We start from the raw sequence: 19,576 nt of genomic DNA, 5'->3' as shown, positions 1-19,576 counted from the left end.
GACGCGGATCACCCGCAGGCGCCCCATTGCCCCGCTGAGCCGGCACGCGCGTCGGCCTCCAGGCTGCGGAACAGCGCTTCGTGCAACGTGTTCGGCCGGTAGACCTCGGTTCGCGCGTCACCCTGCGCGACGAGCTCGGCGTTGACGAAGCGCCCGTCGGCGGTCCACACGTAGAGCAGGTGCCGGCCGTACTGGTCGTACACCTCGACGTCGGGTGCGACCCAGATGGTCGATCCCGGAGGCGCGAGCGCAGCGAGCCGAGCAGTCGCCTCGGCGCCCCAGCAGTCCAGCTGCGGCGAGATCTCGGGGGTGTCGACACCCAGGAGGCGCACCCTCGTCGACGCGAGATCGGTGACGACACCGTTCGGCGCATCGACGTGCGCGCGGAGCGTGTCGCCGTCGTGGACGGATTCCACCGTCATGGGGAAGGCGTCAGCCGGCCGCGGCGGCACCGTGGGTGCGGCGGTAGCGGACGAGCCCTCGACCGGCGCGTCCGACCTCTCCGCGAACCACCACGCCGCCCCGGCGGCGACAGCCAGGACGAGGAGGGCGATCAGGACGCGCTTGGCCACCTGGCGATCCTAGAGCGGACCGATGACGTGGGCTGGCGCCTGGCCTGCGCGCGCCGGTTCGTCACGCGGCGAGGCGCTGTGTCGGCAGGTCAGGCGGCGAGTGGTTGTGTCCGTACGGTCAGGCGGCGATACGCCGTGTCGGTAGGCAGGCGGCGAGGCGCCGTCCCGGTCGATCAGGCGGCAAGCCGCAGCCCCCGGCGATCGGTCGCGACGCGCTCGCCGTCGCCGATCGTCTCGTCGTCGCCGATGAGTGAACCCACGGCGACACGGGCCTCGCGTCCGACCTGCGTGCGGACGCCGATCTTCGCACCGGCGCCGATCGCGGCTCCGGGTCCGATGTGCGCGTGAGGCGCGATGTCGGCCTCCGGCCCGATGACGGCGTCGCTCTCGACCCACACCCCTCGACCGACGTGTGCTCCGGCGGCGATCTGAACCCCCGGCTCGACATAGGCGCCCGCTTCGACGACGGCGCTCGGGTGCACCTTGGCTCCGTGCGCGATCAGCCCGCGACCGTTCGCGTGCTTGCGGTAGCGCAGGGTCTCGCCGCGGTCGTTCTCGATGTCGATGTAGTTCTTGCCCACTGTCCCCTCCTGCGGCGCTTTCGGCGCCGAGCATAGGAATAACCCGAATGCCCGGGAATTCATTCCCGTGCATGACCTCTGTCCCTATTGGGCCTCACAGAGGTATTCGCGACATAGGGCATTGCGGATTGGAGCACCGCGTGGCATAGCGGGAACCGCTCGCTCGAAAGGTCACCGCTGGCAGTTCGGGCACCAGAAGACGATGCGCTCGCGCGTCGGATCCGCCCCCAGCGCGCCGCCGAGGATCGTCGTGCCGCATCGCCGGCACGGCCGCCCCTCACGGCGGTAGACCCAGGTGGATCGCCCCGGTCGCGCGTCGCCCGTGAAGGTGCGCCCGGATCGATTGCGATTGGCGCGGATCATGCGCGCTCCGAGATCCACGACGGCCGCGGCATCCGTCTCCGTCGCCGGCCGGGTGGGCAGGATGCCGCGCACGAAGAGGATCTCATTGGCGTACTCGTTGCCGAACCCGGCGATGTTGCGCTGGTCCTGGATGGCGACATGCGCCGCGCGCGAGTCGGCCCCGAATCGACGAGCGGCCTCGACGGGATCCCAGTCCTCCGACAGGGGATCGGGGCCGAGATAGTCGACGAGCCGGCCCTCGTCGCGCGTCGGCACGACCTCGATGTCGGCGAGGTCGAAGCCCACGGTCTCGGCGGTCGGGGTGGAGATGACCGCTCGCGCCTTGAACGCCGGCGCGTGCCAGCGCTCGCCGGGACGATAGACGTGCCACTCGCCCTCCATCTTGAGGTGCGAGTGGAGCGTCCAGTCGCCGATGCGGTGGAGCAGATGCTTCCCGCGCGAGACGACGCTGTGGACCATCTCGCCGCGGAGGTCGACGGTCGCGGCCTGCGGCACGCGCAGCTCGAAGCGGGTCACTTCGGAGCCGGCGAGCGCCTCGTTCAGGCGTCGGGCAGCCCGGTACACGGTGTCGCCCTCAGGCATCGCCGCCCTCCGTCCGGTGCGGAAGGAGGAGATCGAGCGAGCGGAGGTGCAGCCGATGCACTTCGGACCTCCGCCCGTGCGTACTCCTCCGCCCGTGCACACTCCGGCGCTCGCGCACCTTCCGCGTGCTGCTCGAGCGTGCCCGTTCAGGCATGCGCCGCCGCTCGCGCCGCATCCCCCGCCGTGAGGCGCCGGAGGGTCAGGCCTCTCGGCGACTCGACGAAGCCGGCGTCGCGAAGGGCGGCACCCGTCGGCGCCGTGTAGACGAAGGCGCCGTTGACCTGCTCGATCGTGAGGGTGTCGAGTCGCCGCTCCCGTGCTGTCGCCGCAAGGTCGCGCGCCGCCGCCGCGAGCCGCTGCTCGTCGTCGGTGAAGGCGAGCGCCGACTTGCCGCCGCGCTCGAGGTACAGCGTGAGGGCGCCGTCCACGAGCACGACGATCCCGCCGGCCTTGCGCCCCGGCCGGTGGGTGACGCCCTCCAGCGCGGGCCACGCGAGCGCCGCCCCGTACGGATTCGCCGGATCCGTCGCGGCGAGGGTCACGGCCTTGAGGGGTGCGGGGTCGGGCAGTCCCGCGAACTCGCGGAGCCGGTCGACGGTGGCGGATGCCGCGAACTGCGCCGCCCCCAGCTTCTCGATGACGTAGCCCCGCCGGCAGTGCCCCGCCTCCTCGAAGCCGGCGAGCACGCGGTACGCCTGTGCGAAACCGCCGGGAAGACCCTCGGACTGCACGGCTCCGCGCGTCACGACGCCGTAGCGGTCGAGCAGGAGGCTCGCCGACGCGGTCGCGCGCAGCGCGGTGTCGATCTCCGCCGGCGGCAGGAGCGACCAGCGGCCGCCGATCGCGGGCGGACGGGGAGGGACGGATGCCGCGACCGACCGCACCGCCGCGCCCCGGTACATCCGGGCGCGGGGTGCACGCCGCGTGACGCGATGCGCCTGCGAGCCGCCCGTGAGGAGCGTGCGGATGGGCGCGAATGTGTCGTTGGTGACGCGGCCCGCCCACGTGAGGCTCCAGAGCGCGTCGATGACCGACTGCTCGTTCTCGGCACCTGTGATCTGCTTGAGCTGCGCGGCGAAGTACGCCCCGCCGCCCGCGAGCGCCTCGAGCAGCTGTTCTTCGAGGGTGCCGTGCGCGATCTCCTCGTTCGGCGGCGCGAGCGTGAGCGGCGCGCCGTCGGCGGGATGCAGCGCGATCCACCCGTCGCGGCCGGGGAGCGATCCGTGGCCGGACCAGATGACCTCGCCCGTCGCGGTCAGCTCGTCGAGCATCGCCGGCGTGTAGTCCGAGACGCGCGCGGGGAGCACGAGCGACTCCCACGCGCTCGCCGGGATCGGCACCCCGGCCAGTTGCTCGATGACGGCCGCGACGCCGTCGACGCCTTCGAGCGGGCGCGAGATGTGCTGCCACGCCGGAAGGAACCGCGCGTAGGCCTCTTGCGAGACGGGCTCGACGCTCCCGCGGATGGCGGCGAGAGAGCGCATGCGCAGCCGCCGCAGCACCTCGGTGTCGCACCACTCCAGGTCGTCGCCGCGCTGCTGCGCCTCGGCGGACGCTTCCGGGAGGAAGAATCCGCTCGACACGCGGCCCTGCGACTCGAGTCGCTGCAGGGTGTGCCGGATGACCGCGACCCCGAGGCCCAGACGGGTGGCGACGGCGTCCGCCGTGAACGGGCCGTGCGTGCGCGCGTGGCGTGCGACGAGGTCGCCGAGCGGGTCGGCGAGCGGATCGAGGAACGCCGTCGGTATGCCGACGGGCAGCGCCGCCCCGAGGGCATCGCGGAGGCGCCCGGCATCCTCGATCGCCGCGACCCGGGTGATCCCGGCGACCGTCACCGGAATGGCTCGCCGGGAGTCGATCAGCGCCGTCAGGTGAGCGGATGCCTCGGCCTCGGTCGCATGCGGCTCCGACGACCAGCCCGCTCGCGGCGCCGCCTCGCCGCCCCCGGTCCCTGAGCTTGTCGAAGGGTCGAACGCCTCGTCCTCGGCCGCCGAGCCACCATCCCCGGCCCCTGAGCCACCATTCCCGGTCCGTGAGCTTGTCGAAGAGTCGAACTCCTCGCCCTCGTCCCACCACTCACCCGTCTCGGGGTCAGCGTGCCCCTCCGCGACCCGCCGCGGCGCGGCCGCCTGCGTGGTCGCGGCGGGCGCCGTATCCGCAGGCTGCAGCCGCAGCGCCACCTCCGCGGCATCCATGGGTCCGAGCATCCGGAGGAGGTCGGCGACGCCCTCGACGCCCCGTGCCCTACGCTCGGGCTCGAGGCGCTGAACCTCGCGCTCGAACTGCGCGATGATCGCGGGATCGAGGAGCTCGCGCATCTCGACCTTGCCCAGGAGCTCCGAAAGCAGCGCGGGATCAACGGAGAGGGCCGCCGCGCGACGCTCGGCCAGGGGAGAGTCCCCCTCGTACATGAACGCGCCGACGTAGCCGAAGAGGAGGTCGCGCGCGTACGGCGACGGCTGGGACGGCTCCGTCTCGACAAGTCGGATGCGGCGCTCGCCGATGCCGCGGGCGATGCGCAGCAGCGCCGGTACGTCGTAGACGTCCTGCAGCACCTCGCGGAGCGTCTCGAGGATGATCGGGAAGGTCGGATAGCGCCGCGCGACCTCGAGGAGCTGCGCCGAACGCTGCCGCTGCTGCCAGAGGGGGCTGCGGCGGTTCGGATTGGTCCTCGGCATGAGCAGGGCCCGTGCCGCACACTCCCGGAACCGCGAGGCGAACAGCGCAGAGCCGCCGACCTCGTCGGTGACGATCTGCTCGAGCTCGTCGGGATCGAAGACGAAGAGCTCGGCGCCCGGCGGCTCGGCTGTGGCATCCGGAATCCGGGCGATGATCCCGTCGTCGCTCGCGACCGCCGATCCGTCGACGCCCAACCGCTCGCGGATCCGGGCGTTCACCGCGAGAGCCCATGGCGCATGAACCGGCATGCCGTATGGGGAATGCAGGATGAGACGCCAGTCGCCCACCTCGTCGCGGCCGCGTTCCACCGTCAGGCTCTTGTCGGTCGGAAGCGTGCCGGTCGCCTCGCGCTGCTCGGCGAGGTAGGCCATGAGGTTGCCCGTCGCGTTGAGGTCGAGTCCTGCCTCGCGCAGCCGCGCCTCCGCCTTGTCGGGCTTCGCCGTCGAGACCTCGCGCGCGAAGGCCCCCAGGGCCTCACCGAGTTCTGCCGGCCGGCCGAGGCCGTCGCCGTGCCAGAACGGCACCTTGCCCGGCTGTCCGAACGCGGGCACGACGTTCACCCGATCGTGCGTGATCTCGACGATGCGCCAGCTGGTCGTGCCGAGCGTGAAGACGTCGTTGACGCGCGACTCGTAGACCATCTCTTCGTCCAGCTCGCCCACGCGAGCATTCGACGACTCGCCCGCGACGAAGACGCCGAACAGGCCGCGATCGGGGATCGTGCCGCCGCTCGTGACGGCGATGCGTTGCGCTCCGGGCCGGCCCGTGAGCACGCCGAGGTCGCGGTTCCACACGACGCGGGGCCGCAGCTCGGCGAACTCGTCGGAGGGGAAGCGGCCCGCGAGCAGGTCGAGCGTCGCCTCGTAGGCCGAGCGGGGCAGCGAGCGGAACGGCGCGCTGCGCCTGACCGTCTCGTACCAGCCCTCGACGTCGACGGGACCGACGGCGCAGGCCGCGACGGTCTGCTGCGCGAGGATGTCGAGCGGGTTCTGCGGCACCGAGATCGCCTCGATCTTGCCGGCGAGCATGCGCTCCGTGACGATCGCGGTGTGCAGCACGTCGCCCCGATGCTTGGGGAAGAGTGCGGCGCGGCTCACCTCGCCCACCTGGTGCCCCGCGCGGCCGATGCGCTGCAGGCCGGAGGATGCCGAGGGCGGCGCCTCGACCTGGATCACGAGGTCGACGGCGCCCATGTCGATGCCCAGCTCGAGGCTCGAGGTCGCCACGACGCAGCGCAGCACGCCGGACTTGAGCTCCTCCTCGACCTGCGCGCGCTGCTCCTTCGAGACCGAGCCGTGGTGCGCCTTCGCGAGCACGGGGGCGGCGCCCGAGGTCGACCCCGCCTGCGCCATCATCGCCGCGGGCATTCCGGCCCCTGAGCCCGAGGGCTCCGGCAGATCTAGCCCGAGGCGCTCCGAGTAGATCTCGTTGAGCCGTGCGGTCAGCCGCTCGCCGAGCCGCCGGGAGTTGACGAACACGATGGTGGAGCGCTGCTGCAGGATGCGATCGACGATCGCCTCCTCGACGTGCGGCCACAGCGACCCCGTCACCTCGGTGCTCTCGGACGTGGACCGGGCTCCCGAGCCGAACCAGTCCTCGTCCTCGTCGGCGCCCGGCGGGGTCTCTTCGACGTCGGCGCCTGGAGGAGGCGGGGGGTTGAGCATGTCGTCGACCGGGACGACGACCCGCAGGTCGAAGGCCTTCGACGACTTCGGCGCGACGATCTCGACCGGCGCCGCGCCGCCGAGGAACCGGGCGACCTCGTCGATCGGGCGGACGGTCGCCGACAGCCCGATGCGCTGCGCGGGCGGCGAGCCCGGCTGCAGCGATTCGCGAAGGGCGTCCAGCCGCTCGAGGCTCACCGCGAGGTGGGCGCCGCGCTTCGTCGCCGCGACGGCGTGCACCTCGTCGATGATCACGGTGTGCACGCCGGCGAGGGTCTGCCCCGCCTGGCTCGTCAGCATGAGGTAGAGCGACTCGGGAGTCGTGATGAGGATGTCGGGCGGCGCCGAGACCAGCTTCCGACGATCGCTCGACGTCGTGTCGCCCGAGCGCACTCCCACCGAGACGTCCGGCACCGTGATGCCCAGCCGGCGCGCCGACTGCCCGATTCCGACGAGCGGCGACCGCAGGTTGCGCTCGACGTCGACGCCGAGGGCTTTCAGCGGAGAGATGTAGAGGATGCGGGTGGGGGATGCCGCGGCATCCCGTCTCTTCTTGCCCCGCCCAGGAGCGGGCTCGGAGTTCTCGGGAGCCTTCTCGCGGAAGACCCTGTCGATCGCGTACAGGAAGGCGGAGAGGGTCTTGCCGGAGCCCGTCGGAGCCACGACGAGCGCGTGCTTGCCGGCGGAGATCGCATCCCACGCGCCGATCTGCGCGTTCGTCGGCTGCGCGAAGGCGCCGCGGAACCAGTCCTGCGTGGCAGGCGAGAACCGCGCGAGCACACGCTGTGCCGAGGCTCCCGAAGCGTCGCTCATCCCTCCATCCTCCCGGACACCGCCGACATCGGGGGCGGTCAGATGAGAACTTTCTCCTGATCGAGAGACCATTCGCGCGTCTCGCCGCCCGAGCCTGCCCGCAGCTGACGAGGCCCCGCGGTCTCTCCCTCGCGGCGGCCGTCTGACCGGGTCAATCCTTACCGAGGGGAATGAGCAGCCAGAGCAGCAGGTAGAGCCAGATCGACAGGCCGAAGAAGACGACCGAGCCGACCATGACGACGCGGACGACGATGGGGCTCATCTCGAAGCGGTTCGCGATCGCGAGGCAGACGCCACCGAGGACGCGACCGGTGCGGGGACGTACGAGCTCGGCCATGCGACCATCCTGCCCCCATCGTCCCCGCACCGATAGACGTCATCGCTCCCCGAGCGTCCCGTCGCGGTCGAGCTCCAGCACGAGGTCGACGCCGAGCCGCTCGAGGAACGCGTCGTCGTGGCTCACGACGAGCACCGCCCCCCGGTAGGCAGAGAGCGCCTCGACGAGGCGGTCGACCGTGTCGAGGTCGAGGTTGTTCGTCGGCTCGTCGAGCACCAGCAGCTGCGGCGGCGGGTCGGCGAGCAGCAGCCGCGCAAGGGCGACGCGGAACCGCTCGCCGCCCGAGAGCGTCGAGACGGGCCGGGTCGCGGCATCCCCTCGGATCAGGAAGCGCGCCAGCCGGTTGCGCAGCTCCGGGATCGGAACGTCCGGCGCCGCGGCGGCGACGTTCTCGACGACGGATGCCTCGTCCTCCAGCCCGTCGACGCGCTGCGGCAGGTAGCCGATCCGATCGGTGTGAGCCCTCGCCGCGCACGACGCCGGCAGGACACCGTGGGAATCCGCCGGCTCGGGGGCCGCGCCCGCGGATCCCGAATCCGCGAGATCCGTGCCGGTCGACCCGACGAGCCGCTCGAGCAGCGTCGTCTTCCCGACGCCGTTCGGTCCGATGAGCGCGACGCGCTCCGGGCCCTGGAGGATCCAGGACCGGGTGCCGTCGCCGATCGTCGCGATCCGTCGCCCCGCGGGCACACCCGGGGCGGGCAGATCGATATGAAGCGACGCGTCGTCGCGCACGCGCCGTTCCGCGGCGTCGAGCGCCAGGCGAGCGGATGCCTCGCGGTCGGCCTTCTCGCCGCGCATCTTGCCCGCCGACACCTGCGCCGCACGCTTCAGGTTGCCCGCGACGATGGGCGGCACGCGCTTCTCGAACTGCGCCTTGCGCCCCATCGCGACTCGCTTCGCGAGCTTCGACTCGGCCTCGATGCGCTCGCGCTTCTCGCGCTTGAGGAGCTGCTCCGCGGTGCGCTCGGCCTGCCGAGCGGCGCCCTGCTCGGCATCCAGCCATGCGCGCCACTCCGAGTACGGGCCGCCGAAGACCGACAGCTCGTTCTCGTACAGCTCGGCGGTGTCGTCCACGAGCTCGAGGAGGGCGGTGTCGTGGCTGACCACGATGAGGGCTCCCCGCCACCCGCGGACCATGGCGTAGAGCCGGGCGCGGGCGTCGCGGTCGAGGTTGTTCGTCGGCTCGTCGAGGAGCGCGATGGGCGAATTGCGCAGCCGGATGCCGGCGATGGCGGTCAGGACGGCCTCGCCGCCCGAGAGCTCGCCGACGCGGCGGTCGAGCATGTCGGGTGCGAGCCCGGCCTCGGCCAGCGCCGCATGGGAGCGCGCCTCGATGTCCCACTCCGCGCCGACGGCGTCGAAGTGGGCGGGGTCGGGGTCGCCCGACTCGATCGCGCGGAGCGCGACGAGCGGAGCGGCCACGCCGAGCAGTTCGGCGACGGGCCGGTCGACGTCGAGCGTCAGGCGCTGCGGGAGGTACGCGGCATCCGTCGACCGCGTCACCTGCCCGCGATCGGCGGCGAGCTCGCCGGCGATGAGCCGGAGCAGCGTCGACTTGCCCGATCCGTTCCGGCCGACGAGACCGGTGCGGCCTGAGCCGAACGCTCCGGAGAGGCCGGCGAGGGCGGTCGTGCCGTCGGGCCAGGTGAAGGTGAGGTCGTCGATGACGACGGAGGGGGTGAAGGTATGGGCGGGCATGAGGCTCCTCGGTGTCGTGGGATGCACTGACACCGAAGAGGCCGCGAAAGCGTCCGGAGAAGCCGGAGCCGGATGACGGCGGAGGTCGACGGGTCAGCGCGGATCGGGGCGCAGACTCGCGTCGAGGATGTCCGGGAACGGACAGAGGGGTCGACGGATCAGCGCGTGGTCACAGCGCGGTCGCGACGATCTCCGTCAACGTCTTTCCTCACACTCGGGACAAGGACCGGCCAAGCATAGCGAACCGATCCTGAAAGAGGAACGGGATGCCTCGACCCGCGCTCCTCACAGCTGCGGCTCCGACACCTGGATGTGCTCGGGGTCCGTGGTCATCCCGCCAGGTTCTCGAGCTGCTTGTCGAGGAAGACCCGCACGTCAGCGAGCTCGGCCTCCGACACGCTGTGCGTGAGGCCCTGGTAGACCCGTCCGCTCAAATCGACGTGCGCGGGCAGCCACTCGATGCTGTGCGCGACGAGGAACTCGGGGATGACGTCGTCGTGGGTGCCGCGGCCCCAGAACACCGGTGGCTTGCGCGCGGCCAGCTCCGCGTCTCGGGGCAGCTCGCCGGGGGTCGCATAGCCCGACAGGTTCACGACGAATGCCAGTCGCTCCGGGGCGAGCCGCAGAGCCTGCAGTGACACCGCGCCGCCCTGCGAGAAGCCGAGCAGGCCGACCGGCGTGGGCGCGGGTGCGACGGCATCGAGCCAGTGCAGGAGGCGGGCGGCGGCATCCGTCGTCCTCGCCGCATCGCGGCCTTCGAGGCCCTCGATGGGGTACCACGAGTAACCAGGGGCGGGCCACGGCGGCGCGAGCGGCGCCCGGACGGCGGCGACCGCGAACTCGGACGGAAGGTAGGGGACGAGGCCGAACAGGTCGTTCTCATCGGCGCCGTAGCCGTGCAGCAGCACCAGCAGCGGCCTGCCCCCCGATCCGCGGGAGGAGCCGACCAGAGCACGATGTCGGGATCGAGGTGCGGGGTCTCGGTCGACGGATCGGTCATGCCCTCGATCCTGGCACTCGTACTCGACGTGCGGTCGGTCGGAGCCGTGCCGCCGAGGGCCCTGCGGTATACAGGAGGCATGCCGGTCCGCACGCCAGACCCCGATCCCAACGAGAGCGACGACCAGGGCACGCCCCGCGATCCTCTCGGCGGCATCGGCGCGTCGTTCGGGGTGCCGGGGAATCCGCTCGGCGACGGCACCTTCGGGTCGCCGGCTCCCGGAAACGCCGCGAACCCCGGGTGGCTCACCGACATCGAGCTCGCCGAGGCGCGTCGACGCCTGCCGATGCTCTACGTCGAGGCGCTTCCCGTGCGGACCGACGGCATGGGAGCCGTGACGCAGGTGGGCATCCTGCTGCGCGCCACCCCGCTGGGCGAGATCACCCGCACGATCGTCTCGGGACGCGTCCGCTACGGCGAGACCGTGCGGGATGCGCTGTTCCGCCACCTCGAGAACGATCTGGGGCCGATGGCGTTTCCGCTCCTGCCGCCCCAGCCCGTGCCCTTCACCGTCGCGGAGTACTTCCCGATCCCCGGCGTCAGCGCCTTCCACGACGACCGGCAGCACGCGGTCTCCCTCGCGTTCGTCGTGCCCGTGACAGGCACGTGCGAGCCCCGCCAGGACGCGCTGGAAGTCACGTGGCTCTCACCCGCGGAAGCGGCGTCGGACTCGCTCGCGGCCGAGATGGAGGGCGGGCGCGGCACGCTCGTGCGCCTCGCGCTCGCGAGCGTCGGCGCGCTCCGCTGAGCTGACCTCAGCGACCCGCGAACCCCCTCCTTCGTCGGGCAGGCGAGCGACTCGGACGCGGCGTCGTGGGCGCGCTCCCAGGGCCGTTCCCCCCGCACAGTTTCGGCAGGTATGATTCCCCCGACCGAGGCGCGATCCCGCGCCGGATCCCCCCAATACCGACGTCGCGGCACCCCGCGCGACGACCTCGCCGCAACGCGACCGCCGAGCCCGATCGACGGTCGCGGAACGAGGCCTGTCCGCCCGCTCTGCCCGCCGTCCTCGAGCTCATGAAGCGAAGAAGCGGAGAGTCAGATGTCCGACCAGCAGAGCCCTGCCCGGAACGCCCGCCCCGAAGACGCGTCCCCGTTCGACGAACTGATGATCGGCGGCGAGCAGTCCGTCGCCGGTCCCTCGTTCACGACGGCGTTCCGGGGCTATGACAAGGACGAGGTCGACGCGGCCATCGCGCGCCTGACGGCGCGACTGCGCGCGGAGAGCGACGAGATCACGCTGCTCGAGCAGCGCTACCGCCACGTGAGCGACACCGCGAACGCGCAGAGCATGGAGGCCGTCGAGCGCATCGAGTCGGAGTATGAGGCCAAGCTCGCCGACGCCGACGCCCGCAGCCGCGAGACGATCGACCGGCTGAAGGCCGCGCTCAACACGGCGAACGCGCGTCTCGGCAAGGTACAGGACCGCGTGCAGTCCGAGGTGGCCGCCGCCGACGCCCGCAACCGCGATGCGATCGAGCGCCTCGAGGCCGAGCTCACGGCGGCGAACGCCCGCGCCGCCAAGGCCGAGTCGCAGGTTCAGGCGCTGAGCGACGAGCTCGTCGAGGGGGCCGGGCAGGACTCCAGCCGGCCGCAGTTCGAGGAGATCCTCCGCGTCGCCGAAGACCAGGCGAGCCTCATCATCCGCAACGCCAGCATCCAGGCCGACCGCCTGCTCGAGGCCGCGCGCGAAGAGATCGGCAACCGCCGCAAGGAAGTACAGGTCGAGGCCGAGGCGATCCTCACCCAGGCACAGCACGAAGCGCAGCAGGCCCGCCTCCGCATCGACACCGAGCTGACGGCGCACGAGGCCCGTCTCGAGCGCGAGGCCGCGCACGCCGCCGAGAAGGTGTCACAGGCCGAGCAGGAGGCCGCCGCGATCCGCAGCGAGGCCGAGAAGGGCGCCGCGTCGCTGCGCTCGATGGTCGCCCGCGAGACGTCGCTCTCGCGCCAGGAGGCCGAGGAGGCGGTGCGCGAGCTGCGCATGCGCGCGCTCGAGTTCGAGGAGTCGCTCACCCGCCGGCAGAGCGATGCTCAGCAGGAGTTCCTCATGCTCCATAACCAGGCCGTCGCGCACGCCGAGCGGATCACGCAGGATGCGAACGACCAGGTCGCCGCGTCGCTCGAGCACGCTCAGCGCGTCGGAGCGAAGGCCGACGACTTCGATCGCCTCATGCGGGCGCAGGCCGCGCAGATCGAGGCCGATGCGAACATCCGCGCACGTGAGACCCTCGACCGGGCTCGTGACAAGGCGCAGAAGATCATCGAGACGGTGACCGCGCACTCGCAGGGCGTGCTGCGCGACGCCGAGGACCGCACGCGCCAGCTGCGCTGGCAGCAGCACCAGCTCACGAGCTTCATGGCCGAGGTGCGTGAGCTCATCCGCCCCGAGACGCCGTTCGACGCGACGGACGAGCCGTCGAGCGGGTCGACCCCTCCCGCCGAGGAGGAGACGACGGATGCCGCGGCTGCCGAAGCCGCGGACCCCGATGGCGCGGCCCCCAAGGGCGATGGCACCGAGCTCGAGCACTCCGGCGTCGAGCAGTCCGACGGCGAGCGCACCCACGTCGAGCACACCGAGTCCGAGCACGGCGACGGCGAGCACGGGGGCCAGCACAGGAGCGCCGAGGAGCACACCGAGGTCGAGCGGTCCTCCGAGCACCACGGGGCCGAGGGTGCGCCCGCCGACGCGGAGCAGCACAACAGCTGACGCCCGCCGATCCCATGAGAAGGGGTCGAGCACAGCCCGGAGCTGCGCTCGACCCCTTCGTCGTGTCCGGCGCTACGCCGAGGTCTCGCGGGCGATCGCCGTGACGAACGCGTCCACGTCCCCTTCGGTGGTGTCGAAGCTGCACATCCAGCGCACCTCGTTCTTCGCGGCATCCCAGTCGTAGAACCGGAAGCTCTCGCGCAGCCGGTCGGCGACGCCGGCGGGGAGGGTGGCGAAGACGCCGTTCGCCTGAGTGGGCTGCGTGAAGGCCACACCGCGGATCGACCCGTCGGCGATGCCCGCCTCGACGCCCGCACGCAGGCGCTGGGCCATCGCGTTGGAGTGCTGTGCGTTGCGCAGCCACAGGTCGCCCTCGAGGAGCGCGACGAGCTGAGCCGAGACGAACCGCATCTTCGAGGACAGCTGCATGTTGAGTTTGCGCAGGAAGGTGAGACCCGAGGATGCCTCGGGGTCGAGCACGACGATGGCCTCGCCCACCATCGCGCCATTCTTCGTGCCGCCGAAACTGAGGACGTCGACCCCGACGTCGCGCGTGAAGGCGCGGAGGGGGAGGTCGAGGGAGGCCGCGGCGTTCGCGATGCGCGAGCCGTCGACGTGCAGCCGCATGCCGAGGGGGTGGATGTGGTCGGCGATGGCGCGGATCTCGTCCGGCGTGTAGAGCGTGCCGAGCTCGGTCGACTGTGTGATCGAGACGACGAGGGGCTGCGCGCGGTGCTCGTCGCCCCATCCCCACGCCTCTCGGTCGATCAGCTCGGGGGTGAGCTTCCCATCGTCGGTCGGGACGTTGAGGATCTTGATGCCGGCGACGCGCTCGGGCGCTCCGCCCTCGTCGACGTTGATGTGCGCCGTCGTCGCCGCGACGACCGCACCCCAGCGCGGCAGCATCGACTGCAGGCCCGTGACATTGGCCCCCGTGCCGTTGAAGACGGGGAACGCCTCGGCGCCCTCGCCGAAATGCTGGGCCATGACCTCCTGCAGGCGCGCCGTGTAGGCGTCCTCGCCGTAGGCGACCTGATGCCCCTCGTTCGCGGCCGCGATGGCGGCGAGGATCTCGGGGTGGATGCCGGAGTAGTTGTCGGACGCGAAGCCGCGCACCGTGCGGTCATGGATCGTGGTCACGATCCACCAATCTACTTCGCCGCCCCCGGCCCCCCGCCCCGCCCGGTCCCTGAGCTCGTGGAGGGGTGGAACGCCGGCCCCTCCGGTCCCGTTCAGCCGAGCGTCACGACCGTGTCGTTGACGTCGGCCGCGTCGGCGGCCCACAGACCGGTGAACGCGTCGGCCAGGGTCTGCTCCAGTCCGTCGAGGGCCTTCACGCGGAAGACGACGGATGCCGCGGCCAGCGGCTGCGAGGCATCCCGTGCCGCCTTCGCGAAGCCCTGAGCGACGGCGCGCGTCCATGCCTCGCTCGCCGCCTTGACGGCCGCGTAGTTCGCGCCGCCGGCGAGCGGACGGGCCACCGCCGTCGACGAGACGATCGCGAGGCGGCCTGCCGGGGACGAGCGCAGGTCGTCGTCGAAGGCACGGGTGACATGGCGGAGCGCGGTCAGCGACCGCTCGAGGAAGCGGAAGTCGTCGTCGGTCTGACCCGCGAGGCCGCCGCCGCCGCGCCAGCCGCCGACGAGGTGCAGGACGCCGTCGATGCGCCCGACGTCGGCGTGCAGCTCGTCCGCGAGCCCGCGGACCGCCGCTTCGTCGGTCAGGTCGCACGCCGCTCCGCGCACGCCCGGAAGAGCCTCCGCCATGCGGTCGAGCTTGGCCGGATCGTGCCCGGCCACCACCACTGTCGCTCCGCGATCCAGGGCCGTCCGCGCGGCCGCCTCGCCCACGGCGCTCGTGCCGCCGGACAACAGGATCGTGCGGCCCGCCAACGACGTCGTCATGGGTCCATCCTCCCACTCGGGGTTTACGCGTGTCGGAGCCGCCCGTTAGCCTCGCCCCATGGCCTCCGACACCGGCCCTTCGGACGCCCCTCGCGAGACCGTGCTCGCGCCGCCCGGGGGTATGCGCATCTTCATCCAGGTGCTCGTCAACACCGCCGTCGCGAACATCACGACGAGCTTCCTGTGGTTCGCGCTGACGTTCTGGGCCTACCTCGAGACGAAGTCGGTCCTCGCCACGGGCGTCATCGGCGGCGTCTACATGCTGCTGATCGCGCTGTTCGGGATGCTGTTCGGCACCGTCGTCGACCGTCATCGCAAGCACCGCGTCATGGTGCTGTCGGGCTTCGTCACGCTGGCGGCGTTCCTCATCGCCGGCGCCATGTGGATCGCGCTCGGCGAACCCACCCTCATCGACCTCGGTCAGCCCTGGTTCTGGATCTTCTCCGCGATCATCCTGGCCGGCGCCGTCGTCGAGAACCTCCGCAGCATCGCCCTCTCGACGACCGTCACCCTCCTCGTGCCCGTCGAAAGGCACGCCAACGCCAACGGGCTGGTCGGCACCGTGCAGGGCATGGCCTTCATGGTCACGAGCATCTTCAGCGGCCTCGCGATCGGCCTCCTGGGAATGGGCTGGACACTCGTCATCGCTCTCGTCCTGACGGCCGCGGCGCTCCTCCACCTCATGCTGATCCGCATTCCCGAGGCGAAGCCGGCCGCCTCGGGCGAGAAGCTTCCGTTCATCGACTTCCGCGGCAGCGTCCGGGCCGTCGCCGCGGTCTCGGGGCTCTTCGCGCTCATCATCTTCTCGACGCTCAACAACCTCATCGGCGGCGTCTACATGGCGCTCATGGACCCCTACGGCCTGACGCTCTTCCCGGTCGAGTGGTGGGGAGTCGTGCTCGGCGTCACGGCGACGGGCTTCATCATCGGCGGCGCGTTCGTGGCGAAGTTCGGTCTGGGCAAGAACCCCATCCGCACGATGCTCCTCTTCGTCATCGTGATGGGCGTCCTCGGCAGCCTCTTCACGATCCGTGAGTGGTGGTGGCTCTACGCCCTCGGGATCTGGCTGTACATGTGCATCATCCCGGTCGTCGAGGCGTCCGAGCAGACCGTGATCCAGCGGGTCGTGCCCTATGCGACGCAGGGGCGCGTCTTCGGCTTCGCCCAGGCGTTCGAGGCGGCCGCGGCACCCATCACGGCCTTCCTCATCGCGCCGATCGCGCAGTTCTGGATCATCCCCTATATGAACTCCGAGGCGGGTCAGCAGACGTGGGGGTGGCTCCTGGGCGAGGGGGAGGCGCGCGGGATCGCCCTGGTGTTCCTGGTCTCGGGGTTCATCATGGTCGTGCTGGCGCTCCTCGCCTTCACGACGCGCTCCTACCGCACCCTCTCGCGGGAGTACGAGACGGGCGAGACGGGCGCGACGAGCGACGCGGCGGGGACGGATGCCGAGGCATCCGTCGCCACGCCGCCCGCCGCGGGCGCAGCGACCGAGCCCGCCCCAGAGAGCTCGGGCCGCTGAGCCACCTCGTCTCCGAGGCGACCGAGGTCAGTCGGTGCCGCGGATGCCCGAGGTCGACTCGATGACGGGGCGCATCTTCTTCTCGAGCGCCTCGTAGAACATCGAGAGCGGGAACTCGTCGTCGAGGACGGCGTCCGTGTAGCCCTTCGGCATGCCGGCGAGCACCTCGTCCGAGAGACCGCGCGCCCAAACCGACGCCGGGTTGGGCGTCAGCGTGCCGCGCACGAGGTCGTACGCGGCGAGCCAGTGCGCCGTCTTCGGACGGTCGATCGAGCGCCAGTAGAGCTCGTCGATGGCGTCGCCGAGCGCCACGACCGCTGCGGGCACGTCGTCCCAGTCGAAGGCGAGCGACGTGTCGGTCCAGTGCAGCACGTTGCGCTGGTGCAGCCAGGCGAACAGCAGCTGTCCGCCGAGACCGTCGTAGTTGCGCACGCGCGTGCCCGTGATCGCGAACCGGAAGATCCGGTCGAAGATCACGGCGTACTGCACGAGCTTCGCGTGCTGCAGCATCTCGGTCTCGGTCGCATCGAGGTCGCCGGCGCGGGCGGCCAGACGCTGCTCGATGGCCACGCACTCTCGGAACGCGGTGAGGTCGCAGCGCAGCTCTTCGAGCGAGTACAGGAAGTACGGCATCCGCTGCTTGATCATGAACGGGTCGAACGGCAGGTCGCCGCGCATGTGGGTGCGGTCGTGGATGATGTCCCACATCACGAAGGTCTTCTCGCTCAGCGCCTGGTCGTCGAGCATCGCCGCCGCCTCGGCGGGAAGGTCGAGCTTGGTGATCTCGGCGGCGGCGTGGACGACCCGGCGGTAGCGCGCGGCCTCGCGGTCCTGGAAGATCGCGCCCCACGTGAAGGCGGGGATCTCCCGCATCGCGACCGTCTCGGGGAACAGGACGGCCGAGTTGGTGTCGTATCCGGGCGTGAAGTCGACGAGCCGCAGCGAGACGAACAGCTTGTTGCCGTAGTCGCCCGCTTCGAGCTGCGCGATGAAGTCCGGCCAGATGACCTCGACGATCAGCGCCTCGACGAATCGATCGGCCGAGCCGTTCTGCGTGTACATCGGGAAGACCACGAGGTGACGGATGCCGTCGATCCGATGCTGCTGCGGCTGGAACGCCACAAGCGAATCGAGGAAGTCCGGGATGCCGAAGCCGCCGTCCGCCCACCGCTCGAAGTCGCGCTCGGAAGCCGCGAGGTAATCCGCATCGTGGGGGAAGAGCGGCGCCAGCTCGCGGATCGCCCCGACGATGACCTCGACGCAGACCCGAGCCTCGGCGTGGTCGGCCGGGTCGGGGATCGAGCCGTCCTTGGCCTGCATCGTCTGCAGGTTCGTCGCGGCATCCTTGAGCCGGTGCCATGCCGGGCTGTGCTCGACATCAGCGGCAGGTCCCGTCCGCACCTCGTGCCGGAGGGTGTCCTCGACGACCTCGGGCTCACCGATGATCGCCTCGACCGCACCTTCGTGCATGTGGCTGATGGACATGTGGACCTCCGATCGGATGTCGGGTGGACGGATGATTTCGACATTCTACGGAAATCCTCCGGCCAAATCGATCCCGCGCCGAAATCCTTCCGGTGCGGGTCAAAGGGGATAACCTCACGCACATGAGTGGTGACCAGACGACGGACGGGATGCCGCCCGCCCGCGTCGACGATCCGGTCGATGCGAGCATCATCCGCGAGGTGTCACGCGACGCGCGAGCGACGCTCGCCGACATGTCGAAGGCCGTCGGCCTGTCGGTCTCGGCCGTCCAGGCGCGCCTGCGTCGCCTCGAGGCCCGCGGGGTCATCGTCGGCTACCGCGCGGTGCTCGACCCGGAGGCGGTGGGCCGGCCGCTCGCGGCATTCATCGAGATCACGCCGCTCGATCCCGCTCAGCCGGACAACGCGCCCGAGCTGCTCGAGCACCTCACGGCGATCGAGGCCTGCCACTCCATCGCGGGCGACGCGAGCTACATGCTCTTCGTGCGGGTCCCGTCGCCGCGCGAGCTGGAAGCCCTCATCCGCGACATCCGTCTGGCGGCGTCGGTCAACACGCGCACGACAGTGGTGCTCCAGACCTTCTACGAGAACCGGCCGGTCGAGCCCGCGCAAGGGGACGACGTGGCGGGCCCGGACCGATAGCCTCCCCGGATGGGGAAGCAGGGGAAGTCTCTCGAGCCGCATCCGACGGGTGCGGGTGTGCTCATCGTGCGGAATCCGCAGTCGGGGCGGGATGTGATCCGGCGCGATCCCGGCGGTCTGATCGGCGAGCGGCTCCCCGAGGCGCGGGTGCACGAGCTCCTCGAGGGAGAGCTGCTGAGCGATGTCGTCGCCCGCGCGATCGAGGGCGAGGACCCGCCCACTGTGCTGGGCATCCTCGGCGGCGACGGGTCGGTGTCGCGCATGGCGCACCTGGCGCGACAGCACGGCCTTCCGCTGCTCGTGCTCCCGGGCGGCACCTTCAACCACTTCGCGCGGGCCGTCGGGCTCGAGAGCGTCGACGCCGCGATCGATGCGCTGGTGGCGGGTGAAGGAATGCCGGTGACCGCCGCCGAGGTCTGCGCAGACGACGGCGAGCCGGTCACGGTGCTCAACGCGGTCTCGGTCGGCACCTACCCGCAGGTCATCGCGGAGCGCGAGGACCGTATGGACGACATGGGCAAGTGGTTCGGCGGCGTGGCGGCGACCTGGCGTGCGCTGCGCGACGCGACCCCGGTCGTCATCGGCAGGGACGGGCGCCACGCGAAGGTCTGGTCGGTCTTCGTGAGCGTCGGCCGCAACGCCCCCGACCGCGTCGCGATGATGCAGCGGCAGACGATCCACGACGACCTTCTTGATGTCCGCATCCATCACGCGCGGGGCTCCCGGCTGCGCGCCGTCGCATCGCTCGCCTTCGGACGCAAGACGACGGCGATCCTCCGCGCGGTCCGCCTCATGCCCCCGGACTCCGATGTCGAGCGGCTCGTCGTGCGCGAGCTGACGCTGTCGGTGCGCGCGGCGGACGGCGGCCCCTCGATCTATGTGCACGACGGCGAGCTGGAGGAGGAGACCCCGCGCGGCTATGTGCTGCGGTGCATCGTCGTGCCCGAGGCGCTGCGGGTATACGCGCCGGGGGCCGCCCGCGAGTAGCCGCCGCAGACGGAATCCATATCTTCCTATTGACA

General features: G+C 71.3%; 15 protein-coding genes. 5 read left to right on the top strand and 10 right to left on the bottom strand.

Annotation, left to right across the window (positions count from 1 at the left end; all coding sequences use genetic code 11):
* Nucleotides 1–8: 8 nt before the first annotated feature.
* From G5T42_RS03330 to G5T42_RS03300, 7 genes are all read right to left on the bottom strand, one after another.
* Complete coding sequence (locus tag G5T42_RS03330; protein ID WP_165125398.1) at nt 9–572, bottom strand: thermonuclease family protein; 564 nt, start codon at nt 570–572, stop codon at nt 9–11.
* Between the two features lie 173 nt (nt 573–745).
* Nucleotides 746–1,153, bottom strand: coding sequence for a transferase (locus tag G5T42_RS03325; protein WP_165125395.1), 408 nt, complete (start codon nt 1,151–1,153; stop codon nt 746–748).
* A 171-nt stretch (nt 1,154–1,324) separates the two neighbouring features.
* Nucleotides 1,325–2,098, bottom strand: a complete 774-nt coding sequence (locus G5T42_RS03320; RefSeq protein WP_165125392.1) for an Fpg/Nei family DNA glycosylase — start codon at nt 2,096–2,098, stop codon at nt 1,325–1,327.
* A 146-nt stretch (nt 2,099–2,244) separates the two neighbouring features.
* A complete protein-coding gene (locus tag G5T42_RS03315; RefSeq protein ID WP_165125389.1) occupies nt 2,245–7,254 on the bottom strand; it encodes a DEAD/DEAH box helicase in 5,010 nt (1,669 codons plus the stop codon).
* 151 nt (nt 7,255–7,405) lie between these two features.
* Complete coding sequence (locus G5T42_RS03310; RefSeq protein WP_165125386.1) at nt 7,406–7,591, bottom strand: PspC domain-containing protein; 186 nt, start codon at nt 7,589–7,591, stop codon at nt 7,406–7,408.
* A gap of 39 nt (nt 7,592–7,630) precedes the next feature.
* The gene (locus G5T42_RS03305) at nt 7,631–9,292 is read right to left on the bottom strand and encodes an ABC-F family ATP-binding cassette domain-containing protein (RefSeq protein ID WP_165125383.1); all 1,662 of its coding nucleotides are present in this window, start codon (nt 9,290–9,292) and stop codon (nt 7,631–7,633) included.
* 329 nt (nt 9,293–9,621) lie between these two features.
* Complete coding sequence (locus tag G5T42_RS03300; RefSeq protein ID WP_347104194.1) at nt 9,622–10,200, bottom strand: alpha/beta fold hydrolase; 579 nt, start codon at nt 10,198–10,200, stop codon at nt 9,622–9,624.
* A 171-nt stretch (nt 10,201–10,371) separates the two neighbouring features.
* Between G5T42_RS03300 and G5T42_RS03295 the strand changes: the two genes are divergently transcribed.
* Nucleotides 10,372–11,040, top strand: a complete 669-nt coding sequence (locus G5T42_RS03295) for an NUDIX hydrolase family protein (protein ID WP_165130060.1) — start codon at nt 10,372–10,374, stop codon at nt 11,038–11,040.
* A gap of 294 nt (nt 11,041–11,334) precedes the next feature.
* Nucleotides 11,335–13,002, top strand: a complete 1,668-nt coding sequence (locus G5T42_RS03290; RefSeq protein ID WP_206535699.1) for a DivIVA domain-containing protein — start codon at nt 11,335–11,337, stop codon at nt 13,000–13,002.
* A 72-nt stretch (nt 13,003–13,074) separates the two neighbouring features.
* On the opposite strand, the gene G5T42_RS03285 is transcribed toward G5T42_RS03290, so the two are convergent.
* Complete coding sequence (locus G5T42_RS03285) at nt 13,075–14,142, bottom strand: low specificity L-threonine aldolase (protein WP_165125380.1); 1,068 nt, start codon at nt 14,140–14,142, stop codon at nt 13,075–13,077.
* 92 nt (nt 14,143–14,234) lie between these two features.
* The gene (locus G5T42_RS03280; RefSeq protein ID WP_165125377.1) at nt 14,235–14,906 is read right to left on the bottom strand and encodes an SDR family oxidoreductase; all 672 of its coding nucleotides are present in this window, start codon (nt 14,904–14,906) and stop codon (nt 14,235–14,237) included.
* Nucleotides 14,907–15,027: 121 nt separating this feature from the next.
* On the opposite strand from G5T42_RS03280, the gene G5T42_RS03275 reads away from it, so the two are divergent.
* Nucleotides 15,028–16,428 (top strand): MFS transporter, encoded by a 1,401-nt coding sequence (locus G5T42_RS03275; RefSeq protein ID WP_165130059.1) that lies wholly within the window; start codon nt 15,028–15,030, stop codon nt 16,426–16,428.
* Nucleotides 16,429–16,455: 27 nt separating this feature from the next.
* Here the strand turns inward: G5T42_RS03275 and G5T42_RS03270 are convergent, their stop codons facing one another.
* Entirely contained in the window at nt 16,456–17,913 is a 1,458-nt protein-coding gene (locus tag G5T42_RS03270; RefSeq protein ID WP_165125374.1) for a DUF6421 family protein, read from the bottom strand.
* A 122-nt stretch (nt 17,914–18,035) separates the two neighbouring features.
* On the opposite strand from G5T42_RS03270, the gene G5T42_RS03265 reads away from it, so the two are divergent.
* Both G5T42_RS03265 and G5T42_RS03260 read left to right on the top strand, forming a co-directional pair.
* Nucleotides 18,036–18,554, top strand: a complete 519-nt coding sequence (locus tag G5T42_RS03265) for an Lrp/AsnC family transcriptional regulator (protein ID WP_241245936.1) — start codon at nt 18,036–18,038, stop codon at nt 18,552–18,554.
* A 9-nt stretch (nt 18,555–18,563) separates the two neighbouring features.
* Complete coding sequence (locus G5T42_RS03260) at nt 18,564–19,541, top strand: diacylglycerol kinase family protein (protein ID WP_165125370.1); 978 nt, start codon at nt 18,564–18,566, stop codon at nt 19,539–19,541.
* Nucleotides 19,542–19,576: the final 35 nt, after the last annotated feature.

Origin of the sequence: Microbacterium sp. 4R-513, from assembly GCF_011046485.1 — a bacterium.
In the GTDB taxonomy this organism is placed as follows: Bacteria; Actinomycetota; Actinomycetes; order Actinomycetales; family Microbacteriaceae; genus Microbacterium.
This window is presented reverse-complemented; position numbering and strand designations above follow the sequence as displayed.

Excerpts from the sequence above, each read along its gene's own strand:
- G5T42_RS03265 (WP_241245936.1), top strand. The coding sequence starts at position 18,036 with ATGAGTGGTGACCAGACGACGGACGGGATGCCGCCCGCCCGCGTCGAC.
- G5T42_RS03275 (WP_165130059.1), top strand. The coding sequence starts at position 15,028 with ATGCGCATCTTCATCCAGGTGCTCGTCAACACCGCCGTCGCGAACATC.
- G5T42_RS03270 (WP_165125374.1), bottom strand. The coding sequence starts at position 17,913 with ATGTCCATCAGCCACATGCACGAAGGTGCGGTCGAGGCGATCATCGGT.
- G5T42_RS03260 (WP_165125370.1), top strand. The coding sequence starts at position 18,564 with ATGGGGAAGCAGGGGAAGTCTCTCGAGCCGCATCCGACGGGTGCGGGT.
- G5T42_RS03290 (WP_206535699.1), top strand. The coding sequence starts at position 11,335 with ATGTCCGACCAGCAGAGCCCTGCCCGGAACGCCCGCCCCGAAGACGCG.
- G5T42_RS03320 (WP_165125392.1), bottom strand. The coding sequence starts at position 2,098 with ATGCCTGAGGGCGACACCGTGTACCGGGCTGCCCGACGCCTGAACGAG.
- G5T42_RS03295 (WP_165130060.1), top strand. The coding sequence starts at position 10,372 with ATGCCGGTCCGCACGCCAGACCCCGATCCCAACGAGAGCGACGACCAG.
- G5T42_RS03280 (WP_165125377.1), bottom strand. The coding sequence starts at position 14,906 with ATGACGACGTCGTTGGCGGGCCGCACGATCCTGTTGTCCGGCGGCACG.
- G5T42_RS03305 (WP_165125383.1), bottom strand. The coding sequence starts at position 9,292 with ATGCCCGCCCATACCTTCACCCCCTCCGTCGTCATCGACGACCTCACC.
- G5T42_RS03315 (WP_165125389.1), bottom strand. The coding sequence starts at position 7,254 with ATGAGCGACGCTTCGGGAGCCTCGGCACAGCGTGTGCTCGCGCGGTTC.
- G5T42_RS03310 (WP_165125386.1), bottom strand. The coding sequence starts at position 7,591 with ATGGCCGAGCTCGTACGTCCCCGCACCGGTCGCGTCCTCGGTGGCGTC.